13 protein-coding genes are annotated in these 14188 nt (G+C 38.9%); 4 read left to right on the forward strand and 9 right to left on the reverse strand.

Annotated features, from left to right (window positions below):
• Window positions 1-5: 5 nt before the first annotated feature.
• The 3 genes from adcAII to FJN11_RS07130 all read right to left on the reverse strand — a co-directional run bounded on the left by adcAII (window position 6) and on the right by FJN11_RS07130 (window position 3068).
• Window positions 6-923, reverse strand: coding sequence for a zinc-binding lipoprotein AdcAII (adcAII, locus tag FJN11_RS07120; RefSeq protein WP_140224424.1), 918 nt, complete (start codon window positions 921-923; stop codon window positions 6-8).
• A gap of 142 nt (window positions 924-1065) precedes the next feature.
• Window positions 1066-2799, reverse strand: coding sequence for a phosphoenolpyruvate--protein phosphotransferase (ptsP, locus tag FJN11_RS07125; protein WP_004241506.1), 1734 nt, complete (start codon window positions 2797-2799; stop codon window positions 1066-1068).
• A 5-nt stretch (window positions 2800-2804) separates the two neighbouring features.
• Window positions 2805-3068: a phosphocarrier protein HPr gene (locus FJN11_RS07130; RefSeq protein ID WP_000146947.1), complete on the reverse strand. Its 264-nt coding sequence runs from the start codon at window positions 3066-3068 to the stop codon at window positions 2805-2807.
• Between the two features lie 350 nt (window positions 3069-3418).
• On the opposite strand from FJN11_RS07130, the gene nrdH reads away from it, so the two are divergent.
• The 4 genes from nrdH to FJN11_RS07150 all read left to right on the forward strand — a co-directional run bounded on the left by nrdH (window position 3419) and on the right by FJN11_RS07150 (window position 7945).
• Window positions 3419-3637: a glutaredoxin-like protein NrdH gene (gene nrdH / locus FJN11_RS07135; protein WP_000259240.1), complete on the forward strand. Its 219-nt coding sequence runs from the start codon at window positions 3419-3421 to the stop codon at window positions 3635-3637.
• Window positions 3638-3717: 80 nt separating this feature from the next.
• A complete protein-coding gene (nrdE, locus tag FJN11_RS07140; RefSeq protein WP_049552745.1) occupies window positions 3718-5877 on the forward strand; it encodes a class 1b ribonucleoside-diphosphate reductase subunit alpha in 2160 nt (719 codons plus the stop codon).
• Between the two features lie 195 nt (window positions 5878-6072).
• A complete protein-coding gene (gene nrdF / locus FJN11_RS07145; protein WP_000451364.1) occupies window positions 6073-7035 on the forward strand; it encodes a class 1b ribonucleoside-diphosphate reductase subunit beta in 963 nt (320 codons plus the stop codon).
• Between the two features lie 142 nt (window positions 7036-7177).
• The gene (locus FJN11_RS07150; protein WP_000917573.1) at window positions 7178-7945 is read left to right on the forward strand and encodes a DeoR/GlpR family DNA-binding transcription regulator; all 768 of its coding nucleotides are present in this window, start codon (window positions 7178-7180) and stop codon (window positions 7943-7945) included.
• A gap of 104 nt (window positions 7946-8049) precedes the next feature.
• Here FJN11_RS07150 and FJN11_RS07155 read toward each other — a convergent pair whose 3' ends face one another.
• The 6 genes from FJN11_RS07155 to lacD form a co-directional block, all read right to left on the reverse strand.
• On the reverse strand, window positions 8050-8307 hold the full coding sequence (locus tag FJN11_RS07155; RefSeq protein WP_077805063.1) for a DUF3884 family protein: 258 nt from the start codon (window positions 8305-8307) through the stop codon (window positions 8050-8052).
• Between the two features lie 42 nt (window positions 8308-8349).
• Window positions 8350-9756, reverse strand: coding sequence for a 6-phospho-beta-galactosidase (gene lacG / locus FJN11_RS07160; RefSeq protein ID WP_049552746.1), 1407 nt, complete (start codon window positions 9754-9756; stop codon window positions 8350-8352).
• Window positions 9757-10094: 338 nt separating this feature from the next.
• Window positions 10095-11786: a lactose-specific PTS transporter subunit EIIC gene (locus FJN11_RS07165; protein ID WP_140224227.1), complete on the reverse strand. Its 1692-nt coding sequence runs from the start codon at window positions 11784-11786 to the stop codon at window positions 10095-10097.
• On the reverse strand, window positions 11786-12103 hold the full coding sequence (locus tag FJN11_RS07170) for a PTS lactose/cellobiose transporter subunit IIA (protein WP_001078324.1): 318 nt from the start codon (window positions 12101-12103) through the stop codon (window positions 11786-11788). The genes FJN11_RS07165 and FJN11_RS07170 overlap by 1 nt, the downstream gene beginning before the upstream one ends.
• A gap of 34 nt (window positions 12104-12137) precedes the next feature.
• Window positions 12138-12974, reverse strand: a complete 837-nt coding sequence (locus FJN11_RS07175; RefSeq protein WP_049491608.1) for a PRD domain-containing protein — start codon at window positions 12972-12974, stop codon at window positions 12138-12140.
• A gap of 233 nt (window positions 12975-13207) precedes the next feature.
• Window positions 13208-14188: a tagatose-bisphosphate aldolase gene (gene lacD, locus FJN11_RS07180; RefSeq protein ID WP_001229114.1), complete on the reverse strand. Its 981-nt coding sequence runs from the start codon at window positions 14186-14188 to the stop codon at window positions 13208-13210.

Raw genomic sequence — 14188 nt, forward strand, 5'->3', positions numbered from 1 at the left:
TCTCCTCATTTCAATTCTTCTGCTAAAATACTCATATTGTCTTCTAGGTTTTCTAGATAAGTCTTGTCATTTTGTGGGTCTGCCTCTAAAGGATTCAGAGTTTTAAGACCCACACCTGTTGATTTGACAAGAGTTTCAGCTACTTTCGAAGAAGCATTACTTTCTGTAAAAATCGTTTTAACCTTATAGGTTTTAACAAATTCCTGAATTTCTGTTAGTTGTCTTGGACTTGGTTCTTGTTCTGGAGAGATGCCTGCAATACCAAGTTGATTAAGTCCAAATCTCTTCGCTAGATAAGAAAAGGCCGTATGTTGGGTTACAAAGGTTTTCTGAGTCGCTTTTTCAAATTTAGGCTGGAATTTCTTAGTCAATTCTTGAGCTTTTTTGATAAAGGCTTGCGCATTTTTCTGGTAAGTTTCTTTGTGTTCACTATCCACCTCTGAAAGTTTATCAGCGATAATCTGAGCTTCTTCGCCAGCTTTTTCAGGATCTAGCCAAGTATGAGGATCATAGAGCGTTTTTTCATCAACTCCCTCACCTGCTTCCACATCTTCTAGACCAGGGACTCGGTCCAAGGTCATTCCTTCTGAAGCCTCTAAAACCTTAACTTTGGATTTTTTAAGATTGGGATCTAAACTTCCTGCCCAAGATTCGAGCGTATGCGAATGGTAAACAAAGACATCTGCATCATAGATGGCTGCGATATCATTTGCTGAAGGTTCAAAGGAGTGAATTCCGCTACTTGACTGAATCATTCGAACATCATTCAAGTCACCAGATACTTCCTTGACCATGGCATAGATAGGATAAAAACTGGTCACAATTTTCATCCCTTTACCTGACTGGCTCTCCTTCTGCCCACAAGCAGCTAAACACAAAAGAAAGACACTTAACAACACTAAAAACAAATTTTGTTTCTTCATAAAAACTCCTTAACTAGTTATTTAACTAGTTAATATTCTACTCCGATTTTTTTTATTGTCAAGCTTTTTATGAACTAGTTAATAAAATTTCTGCTATTAAACTATAAAAAAACCTTGCAACTTAGTTGCAAGGACTTTTCGATTAATCAAAGTTAACGTATTCTTTTTGAAGTTCAAGAACTTCTTCCATTGTTGAACACTCTGTAAGGGCACGGTTAGCGTACTCTTCCATCTTAGCAGTGTCCAATTTCTTCATCAAGCTACGTGTACGAAGGACTGATGTTGCTGACATAGAGAACTCATCCAAGCCCATACCGACAAGAAGTGGAACAGCTTTTTGGTCACCAGCCATCTCACCACACATACCAGCCCATTTACCTTCAGCGTGAGCTGCCTTGATAACGTTATTGATCAAGCGAAGGATTGATGGGTTATATGGTTGGTAAAGGTATGAAACTTGCTCGTTCATACGGTCTGCTGCCATTGAGTATTGGATCAAGTCGTTTGTTCCAATTGACATGAAGTCTACTTCTTTTGCAAATTGGTCTGCAAGCATCGCTGCTGCAGGGATTTCAATCATGATACCAACTTGGATGTCATCCGCAACTGCAACACCTTCAGCAAGAAGGTTTGCTTTTTCTTCTTCATAAACTGCTTTAGCTGCACGGAATTCTTTCAAAAGGGCAACCATTGGGAACATGATACGCAATTGACCATGAACAGAAGCACGAAGAAGGGCACGGATTTGTGTACGGAACATTGCATCTCCAGTTTCAGAAATAGAGATACGAAGGGCACGGAATCCAAGGAATGGGTTCATTTCGTGTGGCATATCGAAGTAAGGAAGTTCCTTATCTCCACCGATATCCATTGTACGAACAACCACTGGTTTACCATTCATTCCCTCAAGAACAGCCTTGTATGCTTCATACTGCTCATCTTCAGTTGGGAAATCTTGAGAATCCATGTACAAGAACTCTGTACGGTAAAGTCCAACAGCTTCAGCACCGTTGTTGTTAACACCTTCAACGTCTTTTGGAGTACCGATGTTAGCAGCCAACTCGAAGTGTTTACCATCAGCAGTCACTGTTTGAGCATCTTTCAAAAGTGCCCATTCAGCTTTTTGTTTAGCATAAGCTTCACCAGCTGCTTTAAATTCTGCCGCTTGTTCATCTGTTGGGTTGATAATCACTTCACCAGTAATTCCGTTAACAGCAAGGATATCACCGTCTTTCACTACTTCAGTGATGTTATTTGTTCCCAATACAGCTGCAATTTCAAGTGTACGTGCCATGATAGCTGAGTGGCTTGTACGTCCACCGATATTTGTTACAAAAGCTTTTACAAAGTTTTTGTCCAATTGAGCTGTATCAGATGGTGTCAAGTCATGCGCAATCACAATTACTTCTTCATTGATAGAAGCTGGGTTTGGCAATTTCTTACCAAGAAGATTTGCCAATACACGTTTTGTCACGTCGCGGATATCCGCTGCACGTTCTTGCATGTATGGATTGTCTTCCATTCCTTCAAAGATAGTGATGAACATGTCAGTCACTTCTTTAAGACCTGCTTCAGCATTGACTTTCTTAGCGCGAATTGTTTCTTTAATCTGACCGATCAATTCTGGGTCAGCAAGAACCATCAAATGAGCGTCAAAAACTTGAGCCGCTTCTTCACCAAGCGTACCTACAGCTTTCTCACGGATAAGAGAAAGCTCGTTTTGAGAAGCTTCAAGAGCTACATCCAAACGAGCCTCTTCTGCGTTTGTATCTTCGACTGAAACAGTCTCGAATGACAAATCCGGTTGAACGAGTAGATATGCTTTTGCAACTGCAACACCATCAGATGCTGCGATTCCTTTAAGCATTTCTGTCATTTTCCTTATGCCAATCCTTCTTTTTCCATTGTTTCTGAGATTGCAGCGATAGCGTCATCTGCATCTGCACCTTCAGCTGAGATAGTTACGTCAGCACCTTGGCCAACACCAAGACTCATAACACCCATGATTGATTTAAGGTTAACTGACTTACCTTTGTACTCAAGAGTGATATCTGAAGCAAATTTGCTTGCAGTTTGTACCAACAATGTTGCTGGACGTGCGTGAATACCTGTTTCTGCCACTACGTGGAAATCTTTAGAAGCCATAGTTTGACTCTCCTTTTGTTCTTTCTTTTTTGAGTTATATGTGATAACCCTTACAATTTGGTATTATATCATCTTCTAGGATTTTTTTCAAGCATTTTATGGGATTTATTCGATTTCCTTTCAGATAACTTGCTGAAAATCTTCTATTCTAGATAACAAAACACAGGATATAGTTTTTCAAAAAACAACTTATAGGATAATTATCACTATCTCACAAAACAAACACTACATATTGTGTTTTGTGAGCTTGAGCAGAAAAATAGACCACTATATTTAGTTTCAAATCATTGACAAAAATTTATTTTCTGATATACTAAGAAAGTAATCTATTTTGAAAGAGGAGTTACACAATGGTAACCGTTTATTCTAAAAACAACTGTGTCCAATGTAAGATGACCAAACGTTTCTTGGACAGTAATAATGTCGCTTATCGTGAAATCAATCTTGATGAGCAACCTGAGTATATCGATCAAGTTAAAGAGCTCGGTTTCAGCGCAGCTCCTGTTATCCAAACACCAACTGAAGTCTTTTCAGGTTTCCAACCAGGAAAATTGAAACAATTAGCATAATCTTAGTACATCATCCAGAAGAAACTGCTTCTAGGGCTAACTTAGAAGCCTTTCTTTTGTAATTAGATAAGGGAAATTTTATGGGATTAAAACATCTTGAGGACGTGACTTACTTCCGTCTCAATAACGAAATCAACCGTCCTGTCAATGGACAAATCATGCTTCATAAAGATAAGGAAGCCTTGGATGCCTTCTTTAAAGAAAATGTAGTTCCAAACACTATGGTTTTTGATTCAATCAAAGATAAAATCAACTACCTCATTGAACACAACTACATCGAAACAGCCTTTATCAAGAAATACCGTCCAGAATTTTTGGAAGAATTAGCTCAATTTATTAAAGAACAAAACTTCCAATTCAAGTCTTTCATGGCTGCCTATAAGTTTTACAATCAATATGCCTTAAAGACTAATGACGGTGAATATTATCTTGAAAGCATGGAAGACCGTGTCTTCTTTAACGCCCTTTATTTCGCTGATGGCAATGAAGCTGTTGCAATCGATATTGCCAATGAAATCATCCACCAACGCTACCAACCTGCTACTCCTTCCTTCTTGAATGCTGGACGTGCTCGCCGTGGGGAGTTAGTATCTTGCTTCCTAATCCAAGTAACTGATGATATGAACTCTATCGGACGTTCTATCAACTCAGCTCTTCAACTTTCACGTATCGGTGGTGGTGTGGGAATTACCCTCAGCAACCTTCGTGAAGCTGGTGCACCTATCAAAGGCTATGAAGGAGCTGCTTCAGGTGTCGTTCCTGTTATGAAGCTTTTCGAAGATAGCTTCTCTTACTCAAACCAATTGGGGCAACGTCAAGGTGCCGGTGTTGTCTACCTCAACGTCTTCCACCCAGATATTATCGCCTTCCTTTCAACTAAAAAAGAAAACGCTGATGAAAAAGTTCGTGTTAAGACCCTTTCGCTTGGTGTTGTAGTACCAGATAAATTCTACGAACTAGCTCGTAAAAATGAAGAAATGTACCTCTTCAGCCCATACTCTGTAGAGCTTGAATACGGTGTGCCATTTAACTACATCGATATCACTGAAAAATACGATGAACTAGTCGCAAATCCAAATATCCGCAAGACAAAAATCAAGGCGCGTGATTTGGAAACTGAAATCTCTAAATTGCAACAAGAGTCTGGTTACCCTTATGTAGTCAACATTGATACGGCTAACCGTGCAAACCCTGTTGATGGTAAGATTATCATGAGTAACTTGTGTTCTGAAATTCTTCAAGTCCAAGAACCAAGCTTGATCAACGATGCTCAAGAATTCCTTCAAATGGGAACGGACGTTTCATGTAACCTTGGTTCAACCAACGTGGTTAACATGATGACTTCACCTGACTTTGGTCGTTCTATCCGTGCTATGGTTCGTGCCCTTACTTTCGTTACAGATAGTTCACACATCGTAGCTGTGCCTACCATCGACCATGGAAATAGCCAAGCTCACACCTTTGGACTTGGTGCCATGGGACTTCACAGCTACCTTGCACAACAATTGATTGAATATGGATCGCCTGAGTCTGTTGAATTTACAAGCATCTACTTTATGCTTATGAACTACTGGACTTTGGTTGAGTCAAACAATATCGCTCGTGAACGTGGTATCACCTTCCATAACTTTGAAAAATCAGACTATGCTAACGGAAGCTACTTCGACAAGTATATAACTGGCGAGTTTGTTCCAAAATTAGACCGTGTTAAAGAACTCTTCAAAGATGTCTTTATCCCAAGTGCAGCTGATTGGGCTGAACTTCGTGACAAGGTTCAAGCAGATGGTCTTTACCACCAAAATCGCCTTGCTGTAGCGCCAAATGGTTCTATCAGTTACATCAACGATGTTTCTGCTTCTATCCACCCAATTACACAACGTATCGAAGAACGTCAAGAAAAGAAAATCGGTAAAATCTATTATCCAGCTGCAGGATTGTCAACAGAAACTATTCCTTACTACACTTCTGCTTACGACATGGATATGCGTAAGGTGATTGATGTCTATGCTGCTGCAACTGAGCACGTGGACCAAGGACTTTCACTCACCCTCTTCATGCGTAGTGACATTCCAAAAGGTCTATACGAATGGAAGAAAGAAAACAAACAAACGACACGTGACTTGTCTATCCTTCGTAACTATGCCTTTAACAAGGGTATCAAGTCTATCTACTACGTCCGTACCTTTACAGATGACGGTGGAGAAGTCGGTGCCAACCAATGTGAAAGCTGTGTGATTTAATCTTTGCTTGAGGAAGCTACATTTTCTCAGATTCGTGATTCATTCACCCTGCTAAACTAAACTGGAATAAGCATCTATACTATGGAAAAACACAAAAGTCGGACTTCCGACTTTTTGTACGATACTCCTCTAGAATTATGATAAAATAGAAGTAATTGTGAGTTCACAATACTAAACACAGAAAGAGATTTCAAAATGGAAACTTACTACAAAGCCATTAACTGGAATGCCATCGAAGATGTCATCGACAAATCAACTTGGGAAAAACTGACGGAGCAATTCTGGCTTGATACACGTATTCCCTTGTCAAATGACTTGGATGACTGGAGAAAGTTATCAAACAAGGAAAAAGACCTGGTCGGTAAAGTCTTTGGTGGATTAACTCTCTTGGATACCATGCAATCTGAAACTGGGGTTCAAGCCCTTCGCGCAGACATCCGTACACCACATGAAGAAGCTGTTTTCAATAACATCCAATTTATGGAATCTGTCCACGCTAAATCTTACTCATCAATCTTTTCTACCTTGAATACTAAGGCTGAGATTGAAGAAATTTTCGAATGGACCAATACCAATCCGTACCTCCAAAAGAAGGCTGAGATTGTCAACGAAATCTACCTAAACGGTAGTCCACTTGAAAAGAAAGTAGCCAGCGTCTTCCTTGAAACCTTCCTCTTCTACTCTGGGTTCTTCACACCACTCTACTACCTCGGTAACAACAAACTAGCCAACGTTGCGGAAATCATTAAATTGATCATTCGTGACGAGTCTGTTCACGGAACTTACATTGGTTACAAATTCCAACTTGGTTTCAATGAATTGCCTGAAGAAGAGCAAGAAAAACTCAAAGAATGGATGTACGACCTGCTCTACACTCTTTACGAGAATGAAGAAGGCTACACAGAAAGCCTATATGACGGTGTTGGTTGGACAGAAGAAGTCAAAACCTTCCTTCGCTACAATGCTAACAAGGCACTCATGAATCTGGGACAAGATCCACTCTTCCCAGATTCAGCTGATGATGTCAACCCAATCGTCATGAACGGTATTTCAACAGGAACTTCCAACCACGACTTCTTCTCTCAAGTCGGAAATGGTTACCTTCTTGGTGAAGTTGAAGCTATGCAAGACGATGACTACAACTACGGTTTGGATTAATTCAATTATCCCAGAACTGATAACAAATATCATGGTTTGTTTAAAACAACCATGATATTTTTGTTTTTGTTTTCTTTTGTTTTTTAAATTGATTGATTGAATACTTTATGATAAAATAGTAATAGAAATAGAGGTGATAACGATGTTAAAGCAGGAAAAACTAGATAATATTCTAGAAACGGTAAATACAAAGGGAACTATTACTGTAAAAGAAATCATGACTCGCTTGGATGTGTCAGATATGACTGCTAGACGCTACTTGCAAGAGTTGGCAGACAAAGATTTACTTGTTCGAGTACACGGGGGAGCTGAGAAAATTCGCACAGGCTCCATTTTAAACAATGAACGTTCCAATATTGAAAAACAAAGCTTACAGATTGCAGAAAAACAAGAAATTAGCCGTTTTGCAGGCCATTTAATCGATGAAGGTGAAACCATTTTTATTGGTCCAGGGACAACCTTGGAATCTTTTGCCCGTGAACTTCCAATTGATAATATTCGTGTTGTAACAAACAGTTTACCAGTCTTTCTCATCCTAAACGAACGAAAACTAACAGATTTGATTTTAATCGGTGGCAACTATCGCTCTATCACTGGAGCCTTTGTGGGAACACTAACCTTGCAAAACTTGGCCAATTTACAATTTTCTAAAGCCTTTGTTAGCTGTAATGGTATTAAGGACAATGCGATTGCGACCTTTAGTGAAGAGGAAGGCGAATCACAACGCATCGCCCTCAATAATTCCAATAAAAAATACTTACTAGCTGACAATAGTAAGTTCAATAAATTTGATTTTTATACCTTCTATAATATCTCTGATATTGATACCATCGTTTCGGACTCTAAACTGAGCAAAGAAACGTTTGAACAACTTTCAAAACAAACAAAAATTATTCTTTCTAAACCATAAAACTGAGGATTGATAAAAAATAAAATGCGTCATATCAAGAAAATAAGAATCTTGATATGACGCATTTTTTGATGAAAACTTTTACAAAGAGTTTCCTAGATTATTTATGATTGTTGAAACGGCATAAAATCTGAATCAAAGGAGATATTATCCCATTCTTCAGGATTGATAAAATTTAAAAAGATATTTTTAAATTCTTCCAGCTCATAGTCTGAATGGCAAATCCATTCTTTACCGGTAGAGACATACCATTTCCCAAGTTTTTTCAGCTCCTCATTAGTCAAACAAGGTATTTGAGAACATTTATCAAAATTGATAATATAAACTTTTTCATAAATAGATTGGATAAAATCTTTGAACATCTTTTTGCCTCACTAGAATTCTATATCTAATTACTCATTCTACTACTCAATCACTTGAGTTTCCGCTACTTTCTTGTACCAGTGAGCTGATTTCTTCGGATAACGTTCTTGAGTTTCAAAGTCTACATAGAAGAGACCGTAACGTTTTTCATAGCCGTTTGACCATGAGAAGACATCCATTAATGACCAAATGAAGTAACCTTTTACATTAGCCCCATCTGCAATAGCATCAGACAAGACTTCCAAGTGTTGCTTCACGTAATCAATACGACCATCATCGTAAACAGTGTTATCAACGAACTCATCTTTATAACCAAGTCCATTTTCAGTGATGTAAATCTTCTTGTAGTTAGGATAATCTTTCTTCACACGCATGATTTGGTCATACAAACCTTGAGGGTAGATAATCCAATCCCAATCCGTACGTGGTACATAATCAGGAGCTACACGACGACCAACACCTTTGATTTGGTATTTAGAGCTTCCTTTTTCACCTTTACCATTATGGATGATTTCAGTTTCTCCATCAAAGGCTTCCATCCAGTCACTCATATAGTAGTTAATTCCTAGGAAGTCATTCAAGTCTTTTGCGGCTTCTAATACTTCGAAATCTTCTTCACGAAAATCTAAGCTACCACCATTGGCAGCCAAGATAGCCTCTACCCCTGCCAGAGTCTTTTCAGAGTAGTGACCCAGATAAGTTGCATCCAAGATAAATTTGTTATGGATAATGTCCTCCAACTCTGCCGCAATAACATCTGCAGGATTTTCAGGATCAAGTGGGTACTTGGTTGGGAGAGCGTGCACGACACCGATTTCGCCTTTATAGCCTTTATCTTTGTACAATTTTACCGCACGCGCATGAGAAACCATCATATTGTGGTGCGATTGGAAAACTTTGGCAAGGTCGTACTGAATACCTGGAGGGAATTTCCCAACCAAGTATTGACCATCACCGATTGGTCCAATTTCATTGAATGTTGTCCAATAGTTTACTTCTGGAAATTCTTCAAAACAGAAGGCAGCGTAATCTACAAAGTGTTCGATATTTTCACGGTTTAAGAAGTCGCCATTTGAGTGGAGAGCTTCTGGTGTGTCAAAGTGATGAAGAGTTACAAAGGGCTCAACGTGACGTTTGTGACACTCTGCAAATAGATTATGATAAAACTCAACACCTTTAGCATTTACTTGACCGTAACCAGTCGGGAAAATACGTGACCAAGCAATAGAAATTCGAATACCATTAACACCATACTCTTCTGCTAGCTTGAGGTCAACTGGATATCGATTGTAAAAGTCACTGGCTGGTTCTGCAGTGTACCAGTAATTATCTTCAAGATATTTATCCCACGCAACTGGTCCTTTTCCATCAGTATGTGTAGCACCTTCTGCTTGATAGGCAGCTGTTGCGCCACCGAAAATAAAGTCTTTTGGTAATGTTTTTGTCATACTTTTCACCTATTTCTTGTTTTAAATAAAGTAAAAGTGAGAGGAGAGGAGTCAGTGAGCCATCCTTCTCCATCTCACTTCTTGTACCAAGTCACCAAATTGTGACATGAGGAGGTAAAAACGATGTCTTTTTACCGACGAATTAATAAGGCGATTAGGAAATTCGCCATAGCGATTTCCGTAACGATAGAAGACTATTTCAGAGTACCTAGCCTTAATCGAATTGTGACATGAGGAGGTAAAAACGATGTCTTTTTACCGACGAATTAATAAGGCGATTAGGAAATTCGCCATAGCGATTTCCGTAACGATAGGAGACTGTTTCACAGTCCCTATCGTTAATCGAATTGAGCTTGTACGAATGCAAGAGCACCTTTTCCATCACGAGTTAATTTGATGTATTGAGCGCCTTCTGTCTTGGCAAGTTTAATACCGAGTTTATCTGTTTCTTCTTTCATATCTTCAAAGTTTGAAGCAACTTGAGGAGCAAGGATAACAAGATCAAACTCTGGCAACATTTCACGGTGAGCGCCATAGCCACCTGCTGCTGCTTTCACAGGGACATTGTATTCTGCAGCTGCCTTATTCAAAGCATTCGCAAGAAGTCCACTTGTCCCTCCACCTGCACAGAGAACGAGGACATTTGTTTCTTCAGTGATTGTATTTTGCGCTGCTTCTACACCAGCTTTTTCAAGAATAGCATCTGCTTTTGCAGTGTTGAAGTTTGCAGCAACTTTGTCTTTCAATTCATCATTAGATTTACCTGAACGCTCTTCTTCAAGAATTTGTTCATCATAGACTTTAAGGAATGGATAGTAAATGACTACGTCAACCACGATTAGAAGGGCAGCAAGAATGAATGATAGCACTTGGAAGTTCGTACCAAGAACTAGACCTAGTGGAGCTGGGGTTGTCCATGGTAGATTAGCAGTAAATGAATTCATTCCAAGAGTTTCAATAAAGAATTTAAAGATCCATACGTTTGCGATAGGAGCAAAAATAAATGGAATGAAGAAAATCGGGTTCAATACAAGCGGTGCACCAAACAAGATTGGTTCATTTACACCAAAGAATGTTGGAACTACTGAAGCACGTCCGATTGCACGATTACGTTTTGATTTTGTTAACCACATGAACATGAATGGAACAACCAGTGTCGCACCAGTACCACCCATAGTAACGATAAACATTTGTGTACCAGAAGTAAGAATCTTGTCAGCGTGCATCCCTTGTTGAAGAAGATTCAAGTTGACTTCGGCATTTGCATAGGTAATAGCTGCGATAGCAGGTTCAACGATAGATGGACCATGAATCCCAACAAACCAGAAGAAGGCAAAGGCACCAAAGATAATGGTAATACCAAGGTATCCGTCTGCTGCTGAGAATAATGGTGCAAAGAATTTACCGATTGATTCAGCTACGCTTGCACCAATAAAATGACGAGCTAGTAAATCAAGAGCATAAAGAGAAACAACAGATAGAGTGAATGGAATCACATCTTTAAAGACTTGTGAAATATTTGGTGGAACTTCGTCAGGCATACGAATGGTAACATTGTTCTTAACACAAACCTTATAGATTGCTACGGTAACAAAGGCAGCAAGGAAGGCTGAAAGCAAACCTTTTGTTCCAAGGAATCCTGTTGCAAAACCGCCTTCAATCGGATCAGCTGCCAACATCAACAAACCAACAATTGCTGCCAACAATGTTGACATATAGTTGATTTGATTGGTTTTCTCCATGCTACGGTTTACTGAGTCGGTCAGTGATTTAGCTGTTGTACCAGCTACCAAGAGAGCCAGAATCCCCATTGAATAGCTATAAGGTTTCATCAGAAAGGCTACAACTTCATCAGACCATTTAAAGCCCCATGAGTTTGGTACAAAAGCAATCAAGATAAAGATACTTGAGAAGAGAATAACAGGCATACCTGCAATGAAACCATCACGAATAGCACGAAGATAGATATTACGAGATAATTTCTCAAAGAAAGGTTTTCCTTTCTCAATAAATGCAATTAGTTTATTCATTATTTAACTCCTCTCTTGTAGAGTTCGATTAAATGGTGCATCAAATCTTTTAACAAAATAGTTGTCATCAAGTGGTCTTGACCATGCATCATGGTCACACTATACGCTAAGTCCTCACCAGAAGCTTCCTTAGTCAATAGACTTGTTTGCGCGTGGTGAGCCTCTGCAATGCAAGAACCAGCTTCCTCGACTAAGCTATCTGCTTTCGCAAAATCACCAGCTTCAGCAGCCTTCAAGGCTTCCAATAATTTTGAACGAGCATCGCCAGCATAGGCTACGATTTCAAAACCTAACAATGTTACTTCTTCTCTATTCATGATAGAATTCTCCTTATATAATTTTAAATAATTTTTATGATAATAGACGTTGGATATGTAGAACTAGATAAACTCGTTCACTTTTATACAAATCAAGACCTGTATGTTGCGTAATCACATCATAGATCTTGGAACCAATCTCGAACGCTTTTGGATAGGATTGTTTAATGTGATCTTCCATATCCAGAAGTGATTGGTTATCATCTCTAGATCTGTCTAAATAATCCAAGAAATAATTCAAATGAATCATAAAGCGATCATAGAAATGGTTATTCTCTTTAGTTCGTTGAATTGCATAGTCCGTTAAAACTTCTTCAACATTCCTGAGAATTTCTTTCCTCTTATCAATCGACTCCACAAGTTCTACTTCATTTTCACCTTCGGCATTAATGAAATGATAAGCAATCCGAATAATCTCGTCCTCAGGAAAATGATCTGCTAGCTTCTGGCGGTAAATTTCAAATGCTTCATTTGCGATTTGAAAAGCGACAGGATACTTAGTGGAAATATCTGGCAGATTACTATCCTTGTACCTTCCTTGTGCTAGAGCTTGGTAAGAACAGTAAATATGATCTGTCAAGGTTACGTAGAGATACTCTTGAATCGGATAATGATATTTCTTTGATAGCTTATCAATGATTTCATAGGTCACTGTGATAAAATCAAGCGGAACATCTTTTAGGAGAGCCATAAAGTTTTCTCTTGACTCTTCGGTCTTCATCCGAAAGATTTTCTCAACCTGATGTTCAGTAATCAAATCTCCCTTCCTCTTCCCAAATGCAATCCCCTTACCAATTACAATCACTTCTTCTCCCTTATCATTCCTGACAAGCGAAACATTATGATTTATTGGATTTAGAATTCGATACATGTCAACCTCCTTTTATATCTTAAAGGTATATGAGTACAAAAAATGACCACAAATGAACTAGAAAATCAGCCGATTTCTAATTCACCTGTGATCATGCCTAATATTACTTAGTAACACTCACCTTGTATTAACTTGTGATTTAAGTATAGCACAAGTAAGTTATTTTGTAAACCTTTACATACAACTTTTTTTAAATTTTTTTAGATTCATGTTCCTAACCTAGGAGGACTTACTTACACGCGTTCTTTCCATGAAGTCGCTGTTGTTTGAAGAACTTTGTTGAGTTCGTCAATGTTTTCAAAACCAGTTGTGCGAAGCCATTCGCGAGCTGCTGCTTCACCATCTTTGATGTATGCTTCAACTGATCCAGCCCATGTAGCACGGCCACAAAGAACTCCGTTAAAGTTTGCACCTGATTCATGGGCAAATACAAGAGTATCTTGGAAGAGTTTAGCTGATACACCAGCACTCAAGTAGATGTATGGCAAGTTAGTTGCTTCATCTTGGGCTTTGAAGAAGGCTGCTGCTTCTTCACGTGTATAAACTACTTCACCTTCAGCGAAGCCTTCAACATATTTAATGTTAACAGGAACTTCTACTTTCAAGACATCAATGTTAAAGCGTGGGTCTGAGAAGACTTTCATAGCACCAATAACTTTGTGTGGTTTTACTTTCGCATATTCTACAGAACCTGCGTCAGCAATTTTTTCATCGTAAGCAAGAATTTCAAGGAAGAATGGGATATCTTCAGCCACACACTCAGAACCAATACGTTCGATGTAAGCTTGTTTTTCTTGGTTGAGTTCATCTGAGCTATCTACATCATAGTAAAGCAAGAATTTAACTGCATCTGCACCTTCTTCTTTAATACGTTTTGCAGACCAAACATCCAAGCAGTCTGGCAAGCGTTTTGTGCTTGTTGTATCATAACCTGTTTTTTCATAAGCAAGGAGAAGACCAGCTTTTTCATCAAGAGCTTTTGTTGCTGGAAGTCCATACTCAGGGTCAAGAAGCATAGATGATGCGTATTTAGTCAATTCATCTGCTACCAAAACTTTAAGTTCTTCCATTTGAGCCACAGTTGGTTCTTCTGTTTGGTGTTGAGCCATGAGGCGTTTCAAAGCACCACGTTGGTCAAATGCAAGAGCTGAGATGATTCCATTTTCATCAGAAAGTTTTTCTAAGCGTGCACGTTTTTGTTCTGTTAAAGCCAT

Source organism: Streptococcus symci, assembly GCF_006385165.1.
GTDB classification, from domain to species: domain Bacteria; phylum Bacillota; class Bacilli; order Lactobacillales; family Streptococcaceae; genus Streptococcus; species Streptococcus symci.